Origin of the sequence: Pseudoalteromonas sp. '520P1 No. 423', from assembly GCF_001269985.1 — a bacterium.
Taxonomy (GTDB): domain Bacteria; phylum Pseudomonadota; class Gammaproteobacteria; order Enterobacterales; family Alteromonadaceae; genus Pseudoalteromonas.
The window spans coordinates 3,453,196-3,475,118 of the sequence record NZ_BBZB01000001.1; the positions used below are offsets into that span (position 1 = coordinate 3,453,196).

At 36.1% G+C, this 21,923-nt stretch carries 18 protein-coding genes, 5 tRNA genes and 3 pseudogenes; 9 read left to right on the forward strand and 17 right to left on the reverse strand.

Annotated features, from left to right (window positions below):
* Positions 1-24 precede the first annotated feature (24 nt).
* Positions 25-606, reverse strand: coding sequence for an RNA polymerase sigma factor RpoE (gene rpoE, locus PSA_RS15765; RefSeq protein WP_042142804.1), 582 nt, complete (start codon positions 604-606; stop codon positions 25-27).
* Positions 607-831: 225 nt separating this feature from the next.
* Between rpoE and nadB the strand changes: the two genes are divergently transcribed.
* A complete protein-coding gene (gene nadB, locus PSA_RS15770; RefSeq protein ID WP_042142806.1) occupies positions 832-2,451 on the forward strand; it encodes an L-aspartate oxidase in 1,620 nt (539 codons plus the stop codon).
* 490 nt (positions 2,452-2,941) lie between these two features.
* On the opposite strand, the gene PSA_RS15780 is transcribed toward nadB, so the two are convergent.
* Positions 2,942-3,193, reverse strand: coding sequence for a succinate dehydrogenase assembly factor 2 (locus PSA_RS15780; RefSeq protein ID WP_042142811.1), 252 nt, complete (start codon positions 3,191-3,193; stop codon positions 2,942-2,944).
* Between the two features lie 110 nt (positions 3,194-3,303).
* Here PSA_RS15780 and ygfZ point away from each other — a divergent pair, with 110 nt between their 5' ends.
* Both ygfZ and PSA_RS15790 read left to right on the forward strand, forming a co-directional pair.
* Positions 3,304-4,230 (forward strand): tRNA-modifying protein YgfZ, encoded by a 927-nt coding sequence (ygfZ, locus tag PSA_RS15785; protein WP_042142853.1) that lies wholly within the window; start codon positions 3,304-3,306, stop codon positions 4,228-4,230.
* Between the two features lie 15 nt (positions 4,231-4,245).
* A complete protein-coding gene (locus PSA_RS15790) occupies positions 4,246-4,797 on the forward strand; it encodes a peptidylprolyl isomerase (RefSeq protein ID WP_042142813.1) in 552 nt (183 codons plus the stop codon).
* A gap of 81 nt (positions 4,798-4,878) precedes the next feature.
* On the opposite strand, the gene PSA_RS15795 is transcribed toward PSA_RS15790, so the two are convergent.
* From PSA_RS15795 to PSA_RS15815, 5 genes are all read right to left on the reverse strand, one after another.
* Complete coding sequence (locus PSA_RS15795) at positions 4,879-5,322, reverse strand: hypothetical protein (RefSeq protein ID WP_042142815.1); 444 nt, start codon at positions 5,320-5,322, stop codon at positions 4,879-4,881.
* 28 nt (positions 5,323-5,350) lie between these two features.
* Positions 5,351-6,151, reverse strand: a complete 801-nt coding sequence (locus tag PSA_RS15800; protein WP_042142817.1) for a YdiY family protein — start codon at positions 6,149-6,151, stop codon at positions 5,351-5,353.
* Positions 6,152-6,160: 9 nt separating this feature from the next.
* Positions 6,161-6,493 (reverse strand): HI1450 family dsDNA-mimic protein, encoded by a 333-nt coding sequence (locus PSA_RS15805; RefSeq protein WP_042142819.1) that lies wholly within the window; start codon positions 6,491-6,493, stop codon positions 6,161-6,163.
* 90 nt (positions 6,494-6,583) lie between these two features.
* Entirely contained in the window at positions 6,584-9,700 is a 3,117-nt protein-coding gene (locus PSA_RS15810; RefSeq protein ID WP_042142821.1) for an efflux RND transporter permease subunit, read from the reverse strand.
* Positions 9,701-9,709: 9 nt separating this feature from the next.
* On the reverse strand, positions 9,710-10,909 hold the full coding sequence (locus PSA_RS15815) for an efflux RND transporter periplasmic adaptor subunit (RefSeq protein WP_052379818.1): 1,200 nt from the start codon (positions 10,907-10,909) through the stop codon (positions 9,710-9,712).
* 349 nt (positions 10,910-11,258) lie between these two features.
* Between PSA_RS15815 and PSA_RS15820 the strand changes: the two genes are divergently transcribed.
* The 3 genes from PSA_RS15820 (at position 11,259) to PSA_RS15830 (ending at position 13,173) form a co-directional block, all read left to right on the forward strand.
* A complete protein-coding gene (locus tag PSA_RS15820; RefSeq protein WP_042142823.1) occupies positions 11,259-12,062 on the forward strand; it encodes a crotonase/enoyl-CoA hydratase family protein in 804 nt (267 codons plus the stop codon).
* Between the two features lie 74 nt (positions 12,063-12,136).
* A complete protein-coding gene (locus tag PSA_RS15825) occupies positions 12,137-12,484 on the forward strand; it encodes a CidA/LrgA family protein (protein ID WP_042142825.1) in 348 nt (115 codons plus the stop codon).
* Positions 12,481-13,173: an LrgB family protein gene (locus tag PSA_RS15830; protein ID WP_042142826.1), complete on the forward strand. Its 693-nt coding sequence runs from the start codon at positions 12,481-12,483 to the stop codon at positions 13,171-13,173. Before PSA_RS15825 ends, PSA_RS15830 begins: the two co-directional genes overlap by 4 nt.
* On the opposite strand, the pseudogene PSA_RS27250 reads toward PSA_RS15830, so the two are convergent.
* The 9 genes and pseudogenes from PSA_RS27250 to prfB all read right to left on the reverse strand — a co-directional run bounded on the left by PSA_RS27250 (position 13,148) and on the right by prfB (position 17,583).
* Positions 13,148-13,521, reverse strand: a pseudogene (locus PSA_RS27250) (transposase). The gene PSA_RS15830 and the pseudogene PSA_RS27250 overlap by 26 nt on opposite strands.
* A 192-nt stretch (positions 13,522-13,713) precedes the next feature.
* Positions 13,714-13,854 (reverse strand): annotated as a pseudogene (locus tag PSA_RS27255) (IS630 transposase-related protein); the annotation flags it as partial.
* A 240-nt stretch (positions 13,855-14,094) separates the two neighbouring features.
* Positions 14,095-14,171: transfer RNA gene (locus tag PSA_RS15840), tRNA-Arg, on the reverse strand.
* 53 nt (positions 14,172-14,224) lie between these two features.
* A tRNA-Arg gene (locus PSA_RS15845) sits at positions 14,225-14,301 on the reverse strand.
* Between the two features lie 53 nt (positions 14,302-14,354).
* Positions 14,355-14,431 (reverse strand) — tRNA-Arg (locus tag PSA_RS15850).
* Between the two features lie 53 nt (positions 14,432-14,484).
* Positions 14,485-14,561: transfer RNA gene (locus tag PSA_RS15855), tRNA-Arg, on the reverse strand.
* A 40-nt stretch (positions 14,562-14,601) separates the two neighbouring features.
* A tRNA-Ser gene (locus PSA_RS15860) sits at positions 14,602-14,694 on the reverse strand.
* A 212-nt stretch (positions 14,695-14,906) separates the two neighbouring features.
* On the reverse strand, positions 14,907-16,442 hold the full coding sequence (gene lysS, locus PSA_RS15865) for a lysine--tRNA ligase (RefSeq protein ID WP_042142866.1): 1,536 nt from the start codon (positions 16,440-16,442) through the stop codon (positions 14,907-14,909).
* 42 nt (positions 16,443-16,484) lie between these two features.
* A protein-coding gene (gene prfB / locus PSA_RS15870; protein ID WP_127924052.1) for a peptide chain release factor 2 occupies positions 16,485-17,583 on the reverse strand; the annotation gives its coding sequence in 2 pieces (ribosomal slippage) (positions 16,485-17,507 and positions 17,509-17,583; 1,098 coding nt in all).
* A gap of 188 nt (positions 17,584-17,771) precedes the next feature.
* Here prfB and PSA_RS15875 point away from each other — a divergent pair.
* The 3 genes from PSA_RS15875 to PSA_RS15885 all read left to right on the forward strand — a co-directional run bounded on the left by PSA_RS15875 (position 17,772) and on the right by PSA_RS15885 (position 20,141).
* On the forward strand, positions 17,772-18,326 hold the full coding sequence (locus PSA_RS15875) for a sigma-70 family RNA polymerase sigma factor (RefSeq protein ID WP_042142868.1): 555 nt from the start codon (positions 17,772-17,774) through the stop codon (positions 18,324-18,326).
* 1 nt (position 18,327) lies between these two features.
* The gene (locus PSA_RS15880) at positions 18,328-19,035 is read left to right on the forward strand and encodes a DUF3379 family protein (RefSeq protein WP_042142870.1); all 708 of its coding nucleotides are present in this window, start codon (positions 18,328-18,330) and stop codon (positions 19,033-19,035) included.
* Positions 19,036-19,301: 266 nt separating this feature from the next.
* Positions 19,302-20,141 (forward strand): Tim44 domain-containing protein, encoded by an 840-nt coding sequence (locus PSA_RS15885; RefSeq protein ID WP_042142873.1) that lies wholly within the window; start codon positions 19,302-19,304, stop codon positions 20,139-20,141.
* 120 nt (positions 20,142-20,261) lie between these two features.
* Here the strand turns inward: PSA_RS15885 and putP are convergent.
* Positions 20,262-21,746 (reverse strand): annotated as a pseudogene (putP, locus tag PSA_RS15890) (sodium/proline symporter PutP).
* Positions 21,747-21,923: the final 177 nt, after the last annotated feature.

A 21,923-nucleotide genomic window follows, 5' to 3' on the forward strand; every position in this document is an offset into this window, starting at 1 on the left:
TTTTGCATCGATTAACTGTGATGCTTATTCATTTTCGATTAAAGGATTTAACTTACTGTCAATTGCTTCACGTGCTCTAAATATGCGAGATCTAACTGTCCCAACGGGGCAATCCATGATCAAAGCGATATCTTCATAACTCATGCCTTCAAGTTCTCGTAGAGTTATCGCTGTTTTTAAATCGTCAGGTAAAGTCTCAATGGTAGAAAAAATTACCTTTTTAACTTCATCACTTAACAATAAATTCTCTGGCGTAGCACTTACTTTTAAAGCATGTGCGCCGTCATAAAACTCAGCGTCATCGGCATCTACATCATTTGCAGGCGGCTTTCTTTTTTGAGCCACCAAATAATTTTTAGCGCAATTTACAGCAATACGATACAACCAAGTATAAAATGCACTGTCTCCTCTAAAGCCTGGTAATGCACGATAAGCCTTTATAAAAGCCTCTTGTGCAACATCAGAAACATCTGCATGATTTGATACATAACGCGATATCAAGCTTGCTACTTTATTCTGATATTTCCTGACCAATAGGTTGAAGGCGTTTTTATCCCCTTGCTGAACCTTTCTTATTATCGCTAAATCTAATTCCTGCTCGCTCATTCGAGCCGGTACTCCTATTATTATTTCGCAAAATCAATGTTACTTTTTACTACTGTTTTTTATTACAATATGTCTTAATTCAAATAATCAGACCAAGATATAAATAAAAAGTTCTATTTCTTTGCAAATTTTTTTAAAATAAATGAAAAGTATACTTAAACAATCTTAAAACCAGTGTCTCAGATTATTTAAGTATATGCATTGTAACCTAAGTGATACAAATACATGAACCAACAAAAACACCATAATACTGATGTCGTTATTATTGGCAGTGGCGCTGCAGGACTTTCTCTTGCATTAACTTTAGCTAATCACTGTAAAGTACTCGTCGTTAGTAAAGGCCCTTTAAATGAAGGTTCTACATTATATGCTCAAGGCGGTATTGCAGCAGTATTTGATAAAAATGATAGCGTAGACTCTCATGTGGAAGATACTTTAGATGCCGGAGCTGGCCTATGTAGTCGAGATGCGGTGCATTATACTGCGAGTAATGCAAAATCTTGTATGAAGTGGTTAATCAAACAAGGTGTTCCCTTTGATATGGAGCATGACAGTGCAGGCAAAGAGCGTTATCACCTAACCAGAGAAGGTGGGCATAGTCATAGACGTATATTGCATGCAGCAGACGCTACAGGTAAAGCGGTGCAAACAACTTTAATCTCACGGGTAAAAGAACATGACAACATTACCTTGCTTGAGAAGTATAATGCAATTGATTTAGTTATTTCAAAAACAGATAAAAGTCACTGCCAAGGGCTTTATGTTTGGAACAGAAATAAAGAACAAGTAGAAACCATATCCGCAAAATTTGTATCTCTTGCAACAGGGGGTGCAAGTAAAGTTTACCTTTATACTTCGAATCCAGATATCGCCAGTGGTGATGGGATTGCGATGGCATGGCGAGCTGGTTGCCGTGTCGGTAATATGGAATTTAATCAATTTCATCCAACAAGTTTATATCATCCAGAATTACAAAACTTTTTAATTACAGAAGCGATGCGTGGTGAAGGCGCATATTTAAAACGTCCCGATGGTACGCGTTTTATGCCTGACTTTGACGAGCGTGCAGAGCTTGCACCAAGAGATATCGTAGCGCGCGCAATAGATTTTGAAATGAAACGTTTAGGCGCTAATTGTGTTTATCTGGATATTAGCCATAAAGATAAAGATTTCATAATTGAACATTTCCCGACTATTTACGCAAAGTGTTTAAGTGTTGGTCTAGATATCACAAGAGAAGCTTTACCTGTGGTACCTGCTGCACATTATACCTGTGGTGGTGTTGTAACTGACTTCAATGGTAAAACTGATTTAGATAATCTTTATGCCATTGGAGAAGTCGCTTATACCGGTCTACACGGTGCTAACCGTATGGCGAGTAACTCTTTATTAGAGTGTATTGTTTTTGCTCATGCTGCCGCTAAAGATATTTTAACTAAATTTGATGCAAGTGAATCATCTAGCCTTAATTCAATTCCTGAATGGGATGAGAGTCGCGTTTCAGATTCAGATGAAGAAGTTGTTATCACTCATAACTGGCATGAACTTCGATTATTTATGTGGGATTATGTCGGCATCGTAAGAACAACTAAACGTTTAGAACGCGCGCAAAGAAGGGTTGAGTTATTACAGCAAGAAATTCAAGATTATTATGCTAATTTTAAAGTCAGTAATAATTTATTAGAGTTAAGAAATTTAGTACAAGTGGCAGAGTTGATAATTCAATGTGCACTTTCGCGTAAAGAAAGCAGAGGCTTACACTACACATTAGATTACCCCGAACAATTAACTTCACCTGAACCAACAATCTTAAAACCTAACCAAACAAACCATACTGAATTTTAAAACAATTCAGAGCTAACTTTGCTGATTAGTTTTTAACGCCAAGATCATACGACGCAACCGAGTAAAATCGGTTGTATTCATACTTTCCCTTTTAAGGATCAGCCAATTTTTATTATTTGAATGTGTATTCTGAATTTGAAGACATAATATAATAAACCGATCGTTTTGAATACTTGAGGTCATCACCAGAGCTATTGATGAATTACCTTGATTAATATTAATAACACTCTGACTCGATAAATTCAGTTCAATTTTATCTTTGGAAAATAATAACAAAGAGCCCGATTCAGGCCAGATTTCCGGGATTTTATAGCGGCAATATATATAACTGAATATGCAAGTAATAAAACTAATAACATATGAAATAGTATGTGTGCTAGAGATGATTAACACAAAAAAAACGAAAATAAAAAAGGCAGCGATAAGCGACATATCTTTTTTATTTTCACTAAAGGTGATTTTATAGCCTGTGTTTATATCAGGCAAATCGTTAAACTTTAACGCGGTTTAAGATAAGTTTAACCATAGAGTTAAGGTCTTTATCTTTACATTCTTCATGACCCATAAACCAAGCAAAAAGCTCAGGATCTTCACCAGTTAATAAACGCTGAAAGATAGCTTTCTCATTATCTGACAATGAATCATATGCATCTTCAACAAAAGGCATAAATAATACATCTAATTCCAACATACCACGGCGGCAAGCCCAACGTAATTTTGCCTTACTATCTAAGTTATTCATCTAAATCATCTGTCATTTTATTTAATTATCTTTATTCTATCAAATTTTTGATGTTTAGCACTGTAAATACGTTATTATGTACATATAAATCAACTGATACTAAAAAGCTAATGCCTCAAATATATGCTTGTCATTTATCGGATCAATTGATCCAATTTACTGGTGAAGATAAAAAGTCATATCTTCACGGTCAAATAACTCAAGATACAAATTTATTTACCAATGATTCATTCCTGTGGGCTGGACAATGTGACGCCAAAGGTAAACTTTGGGCTATTTTAAGATTTTTTAATTATCAAGATGATTATTTTGCAATCACATCTAAAGATGAATTTGAAAATGCTTTAGCAGAATTTAAAAAGTATGCTGTTTTTGCAAAGGTCGATATTGTAAAAAATGAAAGCCACCAGCTGATAGGTATTTTTGGTGATGATCTTTCCAGTGCTTTAAATGAGCTAAACATTCAATTCCCTGAATCAGATAACTGCGCAGCAGACTTCAGTTTAGGAAAAGCGATCAAGTTAGATAATAATCGCCTTATTTTATGCATAGATAAAACAAAGCTTGATCAACTTCCAACTTCATTTTCACTGTTAGATAATGAAGATAAATGGAACAGTATAGCCATATTAGCGGGCGAACCTAAACTAAACGGCCAATCAATTTCTGAGTTTGTTCCACAAATGGTAAACTTACAGGCAATTGGTGGTATCAGCTTCAAAAAAGGCTGTTACAAAGGTCAAGAAACCGTTGCTAGAATGAAGTTCTTAGGCAAAAACAAACGCGCTATGTATATTTTAGAGGCTGATTCTACTAAGGGACTTGAAGCTAACGAAGTTGAACTGCAACTGGGTGAAAACTGGCGACGTGCAGGTAAATTACTGCAAACCAGCTTCGATTCTGATAACAATAAAGCATACGCTTTAGCAGTTATGCCTAACGATATCGCATTAGATACACCACTTAGAACAAAACAAGACAACCCAATTTCTTTCACTATTAAGGCATTACCTTATAGCCTTATTGAAGAAAATTAATCTGGAAATTTAAAAATGAAAATAGCTGACAAAACAGTTGTAAAAATGCACTACAGTGTGATGGATCAAAACCAAAACGCGATTGATAGTTCATTTGATAATGAGCCGCTTGAAATGATTATTGGTAGTGGCTTTTTGATCCCTGGTCTTGAAAAGGCACTATTAGAAAAAACTGTTGGTGATAAATTCACTGTTGAAGTTCCTGCGATCGATGGTTATGGCGAACGTCATGAAGGTTTGATGCAAGCTGTCTCTAAAGATATGTTTGAAGGCATTGAAGTTGAAGTTGGTATGCAATTTCGTGCAACAACAGATCAAGGTGAACAATCTGTAACTGTAATTGAAATTCAAGGTGATGACGTTGTAATTGATGGTAACCACCCTCTTTCAGGTATTGACCTTACTTTTGATGTTGAAGTACTTGAAGTCCGTGATGCAACTGAAGAAGAGTTAGCGCATGGACATGTTCATAATGCTGGCGGTTGTGGCCACGATCATTCTGAAGATCACTCACATGACCATGGTGAAGACGATGATTGTTGTAGCACTGGTAGCTGTAAAAGCTAAGCCCACTGCAAGACATAAAAAAACCGCCTGTAGGCGGTTTTTTTATGTCTTTAATTTACGCAACTAAAGTCTCGTCTACTTTTATTTCTTTAGTATCGACTCTAACGAAGATAATAATTTCTCTTGATCGTTAGTACCTAAACGAATAGCAGTACCATCTTTAAGTTCTAACTCAACAGCGCTAAACCCATGTACTGCATATACCCAACCATCATGGGTGATCCTAACACCAACACCATGGCGAAATGAGTTTGTAACAGGTTTTACACTTTCTATATCGGATAGTTTAACTGTTTTGCCAAAAACACCTGGACCAAAACCCCAAGAGACTTCATCATCAATTACTTTTATCGTTAGTCCATGAAATAAAAAACCCACAACTACAAGTATGATTAAAAATATCACCATAGGGATCATAGGACCTAATAAAGCAATAGCCAATGCAGTAAAAGTTGCGATCCAGCTTAATAAGATAAAAATAATATAAGCAAACTGTTTGTGTTGATATACTGGTGTTGAATTCAAAATTAATTCTCTTTAGCTCATATGTAAATTATTGGAAGTTATATACTATGGTAGCGCTGGTCTCGCCATCAAAATTCAGTTTATCATCTTCAGGTGTCGAGTTATAACGATATAGGTATGAAAACTTCAATGAGAAATCATTATTTATTTGACTAATTAAAGATGTTTCTGATTTTAACCTTGAATTTAATCCCGACAGTGACTTTTCGCTGCTTAAAGTTTGGTTAAAGCGGGTTCTTTCAGAAATGTTTCTTTGCCAATGCAAAGCCAAGCGAATTAACAAACCCGCCTCTGAAATATTCTCTTCTTTGACTTGGTAGTTTACACCAGGACCAATATCAAAATCTAAGGTATTCTTTTCACCTGAGTATAAACGATTGCCATAGCCCGATGATAAAGATGTTTGGTAATCAAAACCGCTAAATTTATCTTTTTCAAAGTCACTATAGATAAAAAAAGAGGCTTCTTGCTCTCCTAATTTATAGTTGCCTTGGGCAGAAGCAAAATAACGTTCGGCAGACTTTTCGGTCTCGCCGGTATCTTGATTTTTATCTTTTTTAAGCAAGCTATCAAACTTAAATTGATTACGCCATTTATCAAAATCTTGAAAAACATTTGCTTTTAACTTTACAGCTAATGAATCTGTATTACCTGAAGTTACAATAAAACCGAATTCGGTATCACCGTAAAATAGCTCTCCATGCCTCTCATTGTGAATTTCATCATCATCCAATTGACCATATTCAGATAATTCTTCAAAAAAAGACTCTTTAGCATGAGTTGTGAAACTGGCTAAAGTACAAGCCAACATCAATACTCGGTAATACATTTTAAACTCCTAATCTTTCCAAATTACGTGACAAAAAGGTGCCGCTTTATCACGACTAATTAATATTTTAGCAAAAATAATATCTTGGTTTTCTGCGCCAATACCGTCATATTCTAAGCCAACAATGACTTGAGCATAATCTTCTTGATCTATTTCGAATTCCACAAAGCCATTCCAGCTCTCGTCTGCGATATCTTCTTCAATAAACCCATGCTCTTCTCGATCATTGTTAAATTTAGTGATATCTTCTGGTTTTAAGTTATCTGGTGCTAGCTCTAAAAACACATCATAAGCTTGCTTGCCAACTTCTTCTAACGTCCACAAATGTGATTGACTTTCCATATTATCTACCTAATTTATTTAATTGAATCGTTATACCTTAATCAAAAAAAAAGCCAAGTAAAACTTGGCTTTTATAAAAAACATTCAAGTTTAAAGGCTCTCGCTTGGCTTCCCTTTAAACTTTTCACGCATTCTTTGAATAAGTGAATAAAATACAGGAATAAACAAGGTACCAAATATCGTTGCAGTTATCATACCTGCTAATACTGTGATACCAAGGAAAATACGACTACTTGCACCTGCGCCCGATGAAAATACTAAAGGCAATACACCAAGTACAAATGATAAGGCCGTCATCAATACTGCTCTAAATCGTAATCTTGCAGCATTAAGTGCAGCTTCATAAATACTTTGACCTTGCGCCCTAAGTTCCATCGCAAATTCAACAATCAATATCGCTGTTTTAGTTGATAAACCAATCAGTAACACTAAACCAACTTGCGCATAGATGTTATTTTCCATACCTAAAGTATATAAAGTTAGCATAGAACCAAATACGGCAAGTGGTACAGCTGAAATAACCGAGAATGGAATTGTCCAACTTTCATATTGCGCCACTAAGAACAAGTAAACAAATACAATTGCTAAAGCAAATAGCATAGGCGCTAAATCACCCGCTTCAAGTTCTTGCTTAGATTGACCCGCCCACTCATATATATAACCATCCGGTAAGTTTTCAGCTAATTCTTGCATCACAGCTATGGCTTCACCACTAGAATAACCCGGTGCTGCAGAACCTGTAATACTTGCACTACGATATAGGTTGAAGTGATTCATGCTTGTTGGCCCAAGAATTGGCTCTAATTTAGCAAGTGTTGTTAATGGCACCATATCGCCCTGTGCATTTCTAACAAAATAATATCTTAAATCAGATGGGTCTTTTCTAAACTTAGTTTCTGCTTGGATCATTACACGATATGTACGTCCAAACTGATTAAAGTCATTGATATACATAGAGCCAAGCTGTGCCTGTAATGTCGTAAATATATCACTCAGTGCAACACCTTGTGCCTTGGCTTTATTACGATCGACTTCTAAAAAGTATTGCGGCACGTTAGCACTAAAAGTACTAAATACACGAGTTAGTTCAGGTCTTTGGTTCGCTTCATAAATTAAACCATTCATCACTTGCGCTAACTCCATTGGATCGCGCCCTTCACTATCTTGTAATCTAAATTCAAAACCAGAACTATTACCAAGACCAGGAATTGGTGGCGGGTTAAATACCATCACTTGTGCATCAGGCATAGTCCAAAGCTGGCCCATAATACGACGAATGACTTGTCGTAACCCAAGCTCAGGCGTAGTTCTATCTTCCCAATCTTTTAATATAATGATACCTAAACCATTATTAGAGCCCGCACCACTTAATAATGACGTACCTGCAACACTAATAAAGTCTGTTACCGCAGGATCATTTTTAATAATTTCACCGACTTTACTCATTACTTCAGCAGTTCTGACACTTGAAGCTGCATCAGGTAATTGAACATTTACAAATACATAGCCTTGATCTTCACCTGGTACAAAACCTGTTGGTACTTCTTTAGTTAACCAACCCGTTGCTGCAAACATAATTAAGGCTAATATACCGATACGTGCTGAACGTTTTAATAAAAAATCTATTTTACCTGTATAACTAGCAGTCATCTTTTTAATGCCACGCTCTAAAGGCGCAAGCCAGCCAATTGGTTTCATAGCTTTTTCATTTAATAGCAATACACATAAAGCAGGACTTAAAGTCAGCGCATTAATAGATGAAATAATCACAGCAAAAGAAATCGTTACAGAAAATTGTTTATATAGCTCACCTGTTATACCTGGCATAAATGCAACAGGCACAAACACAGCAAGTAGTACTAAAGTGGTGGCAATGATAGGTCCTGATACTTGTTGCATCGCTTTAGTTACTGCTTCTTTGATTGGTAACTTATCTTCTTTAAGTAAACGTTCTACATTTTCAATTACAACAATGGCATCATCAACAACAATACCGATAGCCAATACTAAACCAAATAACGTAATGGTATTAATTGAGTAACCCATTAGCATCATAAATGCAAACGTACCAATTAAAGAAATAGGGATTGCAACAGATGGGATAAGCGTTGCACGCCAGTTTTGTAAGAATAAAAAAACCACTAATATTACTAATACTACGGCTTGAAATAGTGTAACGACAACTTCTTCAATTGAACGGTCAATAAACTTAGTTGTATCAAATGGAATTGAATATTTTAAACCATCAGGAAAACGCTCTGATAAAATTTCCATCTGTGCTTTAACTGATGCCGCTACTTCAGTTGCATTGGCATCAGATAACTGATAAATAACTAAAAATGCAGTATCATTACCGTTTAATTTAGCTTGAATACTATAATCTTGAGAGCCTAACTCTATACTTGCGATATCAGTTAAACGAACAAATCTTCCGTCATTATTAGCACGAATAATCGTTTGACCAAACTCTTCAACTGTTTTTAGACGACCTTTTGCTTGAATTGAATATTCAAACTGTTGGTTAGGTAATGAAGGAGATGCACCTAGTTTACCTGCTGCAACTATCAAATTTTGCTCTTTTAAAGCACCTTGAATCTCACTAACCGTAACACCTAATGAAGCCATTTTATCTGGCTTTAACCAAATACGCATAGAGTAGCTTTTTTCACCCATCACAGAGGCTGCTGCAACCCCTTTTAAACGACTAATAGGTTCAGCAAGATAATTAGTTGCGTAGTTACTTAGAAAAATTTCATCTAAATTTTCTTTCTCTGAATATAAAGTAATACCCATTAACATGCTGGTAGATTGCTTTTTAACACTCACACCTTGACGCTTTACTTCTTCGGGTAAACCGCTTTCTGCCAAAGCAACACGATTTTGCACATTAACTTGCGCAATATCACTATCAGTACCTACTTTAAAGAATACATTAATAGTTGCAGTACCATTATTTGATGCGGTTGATTCGATATACATCATATCTTCAACCCCATTTATTTGCTCTTCAATAGGTCTAAGTACCGACTCTTCAACAACTTGTGCACTCGCACCTGGATACATAGCCGTAATTTGCACTTGAGGCGGTGTTATTTGTGGATACATATTAACTGGCAATAATCCCAAAGAGATTAAACCTGCTAATGTGATCACAATAGAAATGACTAAGGCAAGCTTAGGTCTATTGATAAATATTTTACTGATCATAGTCGGCCTCTATTTTGCGCTTATATTATTTATAACGCCTGTAATTGCATTTACAGATTTTTCAACAGGATTAACTTCAACGCCTTGTTTTACTTTTTGCAGACCTTCAATAATCACGCTTTCGTTCGCTTTTAACCCCGACTCCACTAACCACATTGCATTAATACGACGTCCTAGTTTGACATGACGTGTAACAACCTTATTGTTTTCATCTATTACTAATACAAACTTACCTTGTTGGTTTTCTTGCACAGCAGCTTGAGGTACTAAAGACATGGCTTTTTTATCTTGGCTTTCTACAATTAAAGTTACAAATAAACCCGGTAGTACAATTCCTTCAGGATTTGGAAAAACCGCACGCATTTCAACAGTACCTGTACCTTGATCGATTTTAGTATCTGCAAAGTCTAATTTACCCATTTGCCCATACTGAGAATTATTAGGTAAACGAAGAGCTAAATCCATAGGTACTTGTTGAGTAGATTTAATCTCTTTGTGTTTTTGTAAATAAGTGATGTAATCAGACTCTTCAACCTGAAAATTTACATAAATAGGATCTATTGAAGTCAACGTTGCTAAAGCGTTACTTTGTGGGCCAACAATATTACCGACATTAAAGTTTACTTTACCGATTTTTCCAGAAAAAGGTGCCGATATTTTGGTATAGCTTAAATTAAGTTTCGCCTTGGCCAGAGCTGCTTCAGCAGCTTTTACTGCAGCCGAAGTTTGTGCCGCATTTGTTGTTAATTTATCTAAATCAGATTGAGAAATAAATCCTTGCTTTGCAACATCTTTACCACGTTTTAAATCTCTTACAGCACCATTTTGAGCCGCTATTTTACTTTTAAGATCAGCTTGAGCTTGAATAAGGCTGGCTTGAAATTCAGCTGGATCTATCTCTAATAATGCTTGGCCTTGTGCGATTGCAGTACCTTCATTAAAGTGCCTTTTTAATAATTCGCCTTCAACACGTGCTTTTATTTCAGCTTCTTGATGCGCTTGTGTACGCGCTACAAATTCTCTGTAATTACCAACTTCATCTGTTTTAATTGTATAAACAGAAACAGCTGCTGGCGGCGTTACTTTTTTTACTGCTTCTTGTTTCCCACAAGCAGTTAAAGCTAAAGCGATTGAAGATATCAATACGCCTTGAATCAACTTTGATTTTATTTGTTTATTATATTTATTAAGCGAATCATGCGCAGACATAAATAATCTTCCTTTAACTGTTTTAATTTGATTTAAAAAATAACGTGTTATTAACAATAGTAATACTTATCAATAATAAAGTAATGTAATTGACTGATAAAAGACAATAACTCAGCGATTTATTTTATTAAGCTGATAAATAATGAAATTATTATATATTATCAAAAGTCTACAAAATGTGACTTTTCATCAAAACCTTAAATAGCTTGATTAGTAAGTCATCGCCTTAATTGTAACGATAGAAAAATGAACCTAGTATGAGTAGACTGATTATTTATCTTCCAGTTCCTTACATTTGCCACTTTACTTTTTGCTATTAAAATTTTACGCTGATTAAAAAGGAGGTCCGATGAGTAACAATCTAATTATACTTAGTATTAATAACCAAATTGCCACTGTCACGTTAAACCGCTCAGAAAAACTCAATGCACTTAATTTCTCTATGTTCCTAGCGATAGACCGCGTGATAAAAAAAATAAAAAAAGATAAAAATATCCGCGCCGTTATTTTAAAAGCAAATGGCAATGACTTTTGCACAGGCTTAGATGTTGCCAGTGTGATGAAACAGCCCATTCAAGTATTCAAACTATTATTCAAATGGCTACCAGGAAACCAAAACTTAGCTCAAAGAGTCACACTAGGTTGGCAGTCACTGTCAATTCCTGTCATTGCACAAATTCATGGCCGTTGTTGGGGAGGTGGTATGCAGATCGCTTTGGGTGCAGATCACCGAATTGCACGTAAAGATTGTAGCTTTGCAATTATGGAAGCACGCTGGGGATTGTGCCCAGATATGGGAGCAAGTGTCCAATTGGCTAAACTTATACCATATGATCAAGCGCTTTGGTTAACAACACATGCTGAACCCATTTCAGCCCAACAAGCATTAGATCAAAATTTAATTAGCTTTATAACTGATGATTTAGATGGGCAAACTAATATTTTATTAGAGCAGATAATACAAAAATCACCTGATACAATTGCAGCAGTAAAACGTTTATATCAAACAAGCCACCAATCAAATAATCGAAGAATCTTAGCCAGAGAAACTTGCAATCAAATCAAACTATTGCTTAATAAAAACACAAAAAAAGTAATCAAAGCAAATCAGAAAAAACAACAAGCTGAGTTTTCACCCAGATCCCACTGGTAACCAAATGGCTAGTAACCGAGTCATGATTTATATGTTAGCTTATTAGTTAAGTATTCGTCGGTGTATATTAAATTTTGAAGTATTTTATCAGTACAATCATTATTTTAGCTTGTCTATTTGCAGGCAAGCTAATTTCTTACACATTTAACCTTGTTTTTCCAAGTGCCATTTTTGGCATGTTAATACTTTTTACTTTATTAATGACTGGCGTTGTAAAACATCACACCGTATTACCTTGCTCTGTGCCATTATTAAAATATATGCCTTTGCTTTTTATTCCGACACTTGTAGGGCTTATTGAGCATTTAGGATTATTAAAAGATAACTTAATAACGATAAGTATCAGTGTTATTGCAAGCTGCGTTATCACTTTAGCTGTCGTCGGCCTTATATTTCAGAAGTTAAATAAGTCGATATCATGATTTATATAGGAATTATTCTTACCATCGTTATATTTTTAATATTTAAAACTATTCAAAATATAACGACTTGGCTTATTCTTAACCCGATTTTATTGACTATGCTTTTAATTATGCTCATTTTAATTTCAAGTGACAGTACTTACTCAGACTATGCAAACAGTAATTTACCTTTAACTTTATTATTAGAGCCTGCAATTGTGGCGTTAGCAGTGCCATTATATAAAGAGTTTGTTTATATAAAATCACAATTAAAGAATATTTTAATCGCTTGTACTTTAGGTGTACTAAGTTCTACAAGCACAGCTTTATTTATCGCTTATATCTTAGGTGCTGATAATCAGATAATCGCCTCTGTCGCACCCAATGCCGTAACCTCACCTATTGCAATGACATTAACAAACTCTTTAGGTGGGATCGCCGCACTCGCCGCCGCTATTGTAATATTAATTGGCGTATTAGGGGCTATTTTTGCTCATCCATTTTTAAAATTAATAGGTGTATCAGATAAAGCTGCACAAGGATTAGCTATGGGAGCAGCATGCCATGCACTTGGTACAGCACGTGCTGTAGAGATTGATTCTAAAATAGGTGCTTTTGCGTCGGTATCTTTAATTGTCAGTGCTGTACTCACTTCTATTATCTTACCTATTTTATACCCTTTGCTTATGAGTGCATTGAAAAGTATATAGCTTTAACTTGTGCCCACTTTTTTTCTATTGGATTCAAGTCAGGACTGTATGGCGGTAAAATTCCAATTTGCATCCATGCTCATCAATAGCATCCAACATATCCTCTCTTTTATGAAACGAAGCATTGTCCATGACAATCACTGCATCATTAGATATTTTAGGGAGTAAACCTTGGGTTAGCCATGCGTAGAATACGTCTGAGTTGATGTCGCAAGAAAAAACACTCAGCGTGACAAATGTAGCACCGATAATTGCCCCGATAACATTTACTCGACCTCTAGCATGCCAGTCATGGTTGCCATAGCAGCGGGACCCACTTTTGCATACACATAAAGGCGTGGCATACACTGAGCAAAGCCACTTTCATCCAAATAAACGATTTGATTACCTGCTTTTTCATAAGCGGATATTTTTCCCTAAAACATACGCGAGCTTCATAATTCGCTTTGGGGTGACTCAACGTTTTTTTATAGGTAATCTTGAGTCGTTTTAGACCCTAATGAATGGCAGGTTGCCCACATTTAGCCGTTTGGCTCGCTCCTACTGATAATCATCAGGATAGTTCTCTACATCTTTTGCAAGTTTGTCCATATCAAGCTTAGTTGCCGGTTTTTGGCGGGTAGAGCATGGGGTGATGTTGTTATGCCAGCGAAATAATGTTCTTAAGCTGATAGCGATTTGCTCACTGGTGTTTTCAAATGTGAGGTTATAACTTTCTTTTTAAGCCAATACGTGCCGGCGAAAATCGATACTATAAGTCAGCAAATTATTATGTCATATTATTTTTATTTAGCTATAGTCTGCTGGTAAATAAATAAAGTTCTTTGTTATGGTGAGAATCTGAAGAGCCACAAACTCAAATTTAAGGCACAAAAAAACCGACTTTATGTCGGCTTGTATCTCTAATGAAAGAGTCTAAAGTGGTGGGCGCAGGAGGATTCGAACCTCCGACCGCTCGGTTCGTAGCCGAGTACTCTATCCAGCTGAGCTATGCACCCACTTTAAAGTTACTGTTTATTTATTTTAACATCTTAAATTTGATGTTCTAAAGTGGTGGGCGCAGGAGGATTCGAACCTCCGACCGCTCGGTTCGTAGCCGAGTACTCTATCCAGCTGAGCTATGCACCCGCTTTAGAATTACTGTTTATTTATTTTAACATCTTAAATTTGATGTTCTAAAGTGGTGGGCGCAGGAGGATTCGAACCTCCGACCGCTCGGTTCGTAGCCGAGTACTCTATCCAGCTGAGCTATGCACCCACTTTAGAATTACTGTTTATTTATTTTTACATCTTAAATTTGATGTCATGAAGTGGTGGGCGCAGGAGGATTCGAACCTCCGACCGCTCGGTTCGTAGCCGAGTACTCTATCCAGCTGAGCTATGCACCCGCTTCATAATCACATTAACAAGAACCAAATATAAAATAAATGGCGGAGAAGGAGGGATTCGAACCCTCGATAGAGCTACAAACCCTATACTCCCTTAGCAGGGGAGCGCCTTCGGCCACTCGGCCACCTCTCCGTCTTGTTGGGGCGTATAATAAAGACTTCGAAAAATAAGTCAAACCTTTTTATAAGGAATTTCACTGTATGCTCAGTCTTTACACACCATTGTTTATTTTATGTTTAATTAGCTTAAAATCAAAACAATATTTCAAATATTTATCATCTTTTAATTCAAATAAAAAACGCCGCTAATGCGGCGTTTTTAAAAAAGGATGACTTAAGAGTCTATTATTCTACTTCTGGTCGCATATGCGGGAATAAAATAACATCTTTAATTGTTGATGAATCAGTAAATAGCATTACTAAGCGATCTATACCAATGCCTTCACCAGCCGTAGGTGGCAAACCATATTCTAATGCACGGATGTAATCTTCATCGAAATGCATCGCTTCATCATCACCGGCATCTTTTTCTTCAACTTGACGAGAGAAACGCTCAGCTTGATCAGATGCATCATTTAGCTCAGAGAAACCATTCGCTAATTCACGACCACCAACAAAAAATTCAAATCTATCTGTTACAAATGCATTATCATCATTACGACGTGCTAATGGTGATACTTCCCATGGATAAGCAGTAATAAAAGTAGGCTGTATTAATTTGTGCTCAGCAGTTTCTTCAAAGATCTCACATAAGAACTTGCCTGGACCCCAAACACATTTTTCAGGTATACGAACATGCACTTGTTTAGCGTATGCTTTTAACTCTTCAAAATGATTTTCAGGATCTTGGAATACTTCGGCTTTAAAGTCTGGGTTATATTTTAAGATTGCATCAGCCATAGTGATTCGAGTAAATGGTTTTCCAAAATCATACTCAACTGATTCTACAACTTCACCCGCTTCATCTTTCGTCGTATTAATTACGATAGGTGAACCAAGTACATCAGTTGCAACTGTACGTAACATATCTTCTGTTAAGTTCATTAAGTCATTGTAGTCAGCATATGCTTGGTAGAATTCAATCATAGTGAATTCGGGGTTATGACGCGTAGATAAACCTTCATTTCTAAAGTTACGGTTGATTTCGAATACACGCTCAAAACCACCAACAACTAAACGCTTAAGGTAAAGTTCTGGTGCGATACGCAAATACATATCGATATCTAACGCATTATGATGCGTTTCAAATGGACGAGCCGTTGCACCACCAGGGATAGTTTGTAACATTGGCGTTTCAACTTCCATGAAGTCACGGTCAGCTAAGAAACGACGAATACCTTCAACAACTTTAGAACGGATACGGAATGTATTACGCGTATCTTCATTAGTGATCAAATCAACATAACGTTGGCGGTATTTAGTTTCTTGATCAGATAGACCATGAAATTTCTCAGGTAATGGACGTAATGATTTAGTTAATAACTGGTACTCAGCCATATCAACATATAAATCACCTTTACCTGATTTATTTAACGAACCAGTTACACCGATAATGTCACCGATATCTAATTGGCCATACTTTTCTTTTAAGTCTTTTTGTACTGGTTTTGCTGCATATGCTTGAATTCGGCCTTTCATGTCTTGTACAACATAAAAAGGACCACGTTTAGCTAAAATACGGCCAGCAATTGATACTACCTGATTTAACTCTACTAATTCTTCTTTTGACTTTTCGCCAAACTCAGTTTGTAAGTCTAAAGTATAATGTTCACGATTAAACTGGTTAGGGTGACCATTTGCAGGGCAGTTTTCACGGATTGTGTCTAATTTGCCTCTACGTTCTGCAATTAGCTTATTTTCATCTTGAATTTGATCTGTCATTTTCAACTCTTTATCGATTCTGTTATCTATTCGTTATATTAATTACAAACCTGATTTAAGGCTTGCTTCAATAAACCTATCTAAGTCACCATCTAGTACAGCTTGAGTATTACGGTTTTCAATTCCCGTACGTAAATCTTTAATACGAGAATCATCAAGTACATAAGATCTAATTTGACTACCCCAACCAATATCAGATTTTGCATCCTCCTGAGATTGCTTTTCAGAATTTTGCTTTTGTAACTCTAACTCAAACAACTTAGCTTTAAGTTGTTTCATTGCGTGAGCTTTATTTTTATGCTGTGAACGTTCATTTTGACATTGCACAACAGTATTTGTTGGTACGTGAGTAATACGTACCGCTGATTCTGTGGTATTTACGTGCTGACCACCGGCACCTGATGCTCGGTATACATCAATACGTAATTCAGCAGGATTGATATCAATTTCTATATTGTCATCAATTTCTGGATAAATAAACGCAGAAGCAAATGACGTATGGCGACGACCACTTGAATCAAATGGGCTTTTACGTACTAAACGGTGTACGCCTGTTTCTGTACGTAACCAACCATAAGCGTATTGGCCTGTCACTTGAATTGTTGCGCCTTTAATACCTGCAACATCACCAGGTGTTACTTCAATAACTTGTGCTTTAAAGCCTTTCGCTTCAGCCCAACGTAAATACATACGAAGCAACATTTCACACCAGTCTTGGGCTTCTGTGCCGCCTGATCCTGATTGTAAATCTAAATATGCGTTATTTTCATCTTGCGCACCAGAGAACATACGACGAAATTCTAGCTTTTCTAATTGCACAATCAAAGCATTGGCTTCTGATAGTGCTTCATCGAAAGTATCTTCATCTTCGGCTTCAACAGCTAATTCAACTAAGCCTTCAACATCTTCAACACCTGCATCAAGCACATCTATTGTTTCTACGATAGCTTCTAGTGATGATTTTTCTTTACCTAGCGCTTGTGCACGCTCAGGTTCATTCCATACTGCAGAATCTTCAAGTTCGGCATTCACTTCTTCTAACCGCTCTTTTCTTAGAGGGTAGTCAAAGGTACCCCCTAAGCATATCGGTTCTTTCGCGAATATCCTTGATTTGATTCATCACAGGGTTCACTTCAAACATCCAATTGCTCCATAATGCCTGCCTTAAATTATAAGGCGGAAATTTTAGCAAAAAAAAAACAATTTTATTAGCATTAAACCGACTATTTATTGAATAATGTAAAAATAATAAATCTTGTTCATATATCCTGTACTTTCCCGACATCACTACAGATAATGATTCATCAAAAAAATATAAGAAAAATAAAAATGTTTGGAAATAGAAAGTCTGAACGTCAGGTCATTATAGATATGGCTGATAAACAAAAACGTTACGAGGCATTAGTTAAAACATACCATAGTGAGCTATATCGGTTTGCATGTTGGTTATGTCGAGACCCTAGTGTTGCAGAGGACGTATTACAAGAAACATTCTTACGCGCATGGCGCTCATTGGATTCACTGCTAGATCAAAAAGCAGCGAAGTCATGGTTGATCACAATATTAAGACGTGAAAATGCCAGACGATTTGAGCGGAAACAATTTGATTACTCTGATGTTGAACAAGATACATTAATGGATACCACCACTGATTCTCTTGAACAAAATATGGAACAAACAAATTTACAGCGCCAAATAATGAAATTACCTGACGAATATAGAGAACCTTTATTATTACAAATTGTAATGGGTTGCTCCGGTGAAGAGATTAGTGAAATTTTAGAGCTCAATAAAAACACCGTAATGACGCGTTTATTTAGAGCGCGTAATCAATTAAAAGATTCTTTAACCCAAACAGACACAATACAAAGAGGAGTAAAATAAGATGGATGAACTCGAATTTCGCCGACGTCTCTACGCTGAGCCGAATGAAAATGATCCTCTTATTGAAGCATTCGCCAAAGAAGATGTTGATCGAAATAAATTTTTAAATGATATCAAACAACTTGATAAAGATATTACTGACGCACTGAATATTCCAGTGCCAGAAAACTTAGCTGATAAACTTATTTTAAACCAAGCTATAGAAAGCCATAGAGTTGATAAGAAAAAGCGCAGAGTGCATTTAGCAATCGCTGCATCAGTTGCATTTTGTTGTAGTATATTAATTAACTTTACAATGAAACAAGCTCCTTTAGACATTGGTCAACATGCATTAGCCCATGTCAATCATGAGCTAAACTCATTGAAGCCAACAGATAGAAGATATCAATTAGAGCAAATTAATACGCAACTCGCATCATTTGGAGGTTCTGTATCGAGCTTACCGGGTGAAGTAAGTTATTCAACTTTTTGTGATTTCGATGGACAGAAAAGCTTGCACCTAGTTTTTCAAACAGCTCAAGGCCCAGTTACTTTATTCATCGTGCCAAGTAAAAATGGCTATAATGCGCAATCTCAATTTAATAATGAACGCTTCAATGGTCAAATTTATCAAACCCAAGAAGCAAGCTTAATTATGCTTGGTGAAAATGGTCAAGATTTAGAAAAGTATCAAAAACAAGTTGCTGATAATATCATTTGGGAAACTTAATAAACCTGCTAAGCAGGTTTATTAAAGGCTACTTCGTAGCAAATAAAAAAAACTGTACTTAAAACTTATAAAGGAGTTTTAAGTACAATCAATATCCCCCTCATTTAAAATTAAACATACAACAAAACGACATTTAAGATAAACTTATAATTTAATTACGTTTATTTCACCCTTGAAAACAATAGCGTACTTAATCTCCATTACACATTGACAAGTATTTTCTAAACCCTACAATCTTGACCGAATTATTTTTAAACAGGTCAGTTATGAAAAAACTATTTATAATCTTTACTCTTTTTACTTTAATGCTAGGAACCAGCTTTGATTCTGAGGCACGTAAGAAGTTTGGTAGTCGCAGTAAAGGTAAAACACAACAAACTACTCAAGCAAAAAAACAAGGTTCTACGACACAGCAAAAAGAAGCACCAAAGAAATCATCAAGTAAAAAAGGCTTAATGGCTGGTATTTTTGGTGGTTTACTTATGGGTGGTTTAATTGCTGCTATGATGGGTGGAGACTTTGAAGGTTTGCAAATCATGGATATGCTATTAATGGCATTGGTTGCGTTTGTATTATTTAAATTATTTAAAAGCTTTATGCAGAAAAAAGCGCAAACACAATCTGCTTATGCTGGTCAACAAAATGCACTCTTCCCTGCTCAACAACAAAAAGAAAATGTAACACCATTTTCAGCAAGCTCGGCTAAACAAACTGACTCTGTGCCATTTAATTTACCACAAGGCTTTGATGTAAATGGTTTCTTAAAAGGTGCGAATGATCATTACCATACACTTCAAAAAGCATGGAATGATAACAACTTAGAAACAATTCAAGAATATGTTTCGATTGAATTGTTTAATGAATTAACATCTGAAAGAAAAGATGTTGAAACCGTTGAAACACAGGTTATGTTTGTAGATTGTGAATTAGCTAGAGCAAATACTAGCCCAGTGCTTTGGGAAGTCAGTGTTAAGTTTACGGGTAAGTACCGTGATTTAACAGAGCAAGCTGATGAGCAAGTAATTGATGAGGTTTGGCATTTAGAAAGAAACCTTACGCAAGCTGATTCACCATGGTTGATTGTTGGTATTGAAGATAAAGCATAATAGCGCTTCTATTAAAGGTTAATCATTTCAATAAAAAAGCATATTCAAACTTTGAATATGCTTTTTTTATACTTAAAAGTAACGCCACGTAGTGACCTTAATTAAAGTTGCGTAGCAAATTTAATGTTCTTTAAGCATCTCATCAAATTTATTACTAACTGACTGCTTTGGCTGGCCTGAAAGCTTACTTACAACGATGATAGTCAAAGTACATAAAATAAAGCCAGGTACTAGCTCATACATAGTTGCACTTAAAGATTGACCATTAATTGTGATTGGTGCATATATCCAGAACAATACTGTTGCAGCACCTACAACCATGCCAGCTAAAGCACCATTGCGATTCATTTTATTCCAGTAAAGGCTCAATATCACAACAGGACCAAACGCAGCACCAAAACCAGCCCATGCGTTACTTACTAGTGTAAGAATAGAGCTATCTCTATCATATGCTAAAAATATCGCCACTAAAGCCACTAAAAATACAGAGATACGGCCAACTAAAACTAACTGTTTATCTGTTGCATCTTTATTCAAAAATGCTTGATAAAAGTCACCTGTTAAAGAGCTTGAAGTCACTAATAATTGAGATGATATGGTACTCATAATTGCCGCTAATATTGCAGCCAATAAAAAACCAGCAATTAATGGATGGAATAATATCTGGGATAGTAAAATGAATATTGTTTCTGGATCATCTAATTGAATGCCCGTTGACGCAACATAAGCAATACCAGCAAAACCTGTTGCCATAGCACCTATAAGCGATACTATCATCCAACTCATGCCGATACGTCTTGCTACTGGCACATCTTTCACTGAACGGATAGCCATAAATCTAACAATAATATGCGGTTGACCAAAGTAACCTAAACCCCAAGCCATAGCCGAAATAATGCCTAACAAGCTCACGCCATTAAACATATTTAACAACTCAGGATTAATAGTCGTAATAGATTCATGCATTTAACTTATTCCGCCAACTTCGCTGATGGCTACAAATGGCACTAAAATTAAAGCAACAAACATAATACAGCCTTGAACAAAGTCTGTAAGGCTTACCGCTAAAAAACCACCAAATAATGTGTAAGCAACAACTACGCCAGCTGTAACATATAAGCCTAGCTCGTAATCCATCCCAAATGATGATTCAAATAATTTACCGCCAGCAACAATTCCCGAAGATGTATATAAGGTAAAAAATACAATGATCACAACAGATGATACTAGGCGTAACATATGAGATTTATCTTCAAAACGATTCTCAAAGAAATCTGGTAACGTAATAGAGTCATTCGCTATTTCGGTATAAGTACGTAATCTTGGCGCGACTATTAAGTAATTTAAAAATGCACCAATTACAAGACCAATACCAATCCATAAGCTGCTAATACCAGCAATATACATAGCACCAGGTAAACCCATTAGCATCCAACCGCTCATATCTGACGCACCCGCAGATAAAGCAGCTACGCTCGGGCTTAAACTTCTGCCCCCTAGCATATAGCCTGATACATCACTGGTTGATTTTTTATAAGCATATAAACCTATGCCAAGCATAACGATAAAATATATCGCTAATGAAATAAGCGTTCCAAACTCCAAGCGGACCTCCAAAATGAGATTTTCATACCCAAAACACCTCTAAATTAAATCCTGCAACTCATATTCTGAAGTGACTTGGGTATATGTGTAATAGTTACGTACAGTACCATTATTTAATAATTCATTACTATATCACGCTACACCCAAATGAGAATATGGATGCGATAACTACACAAT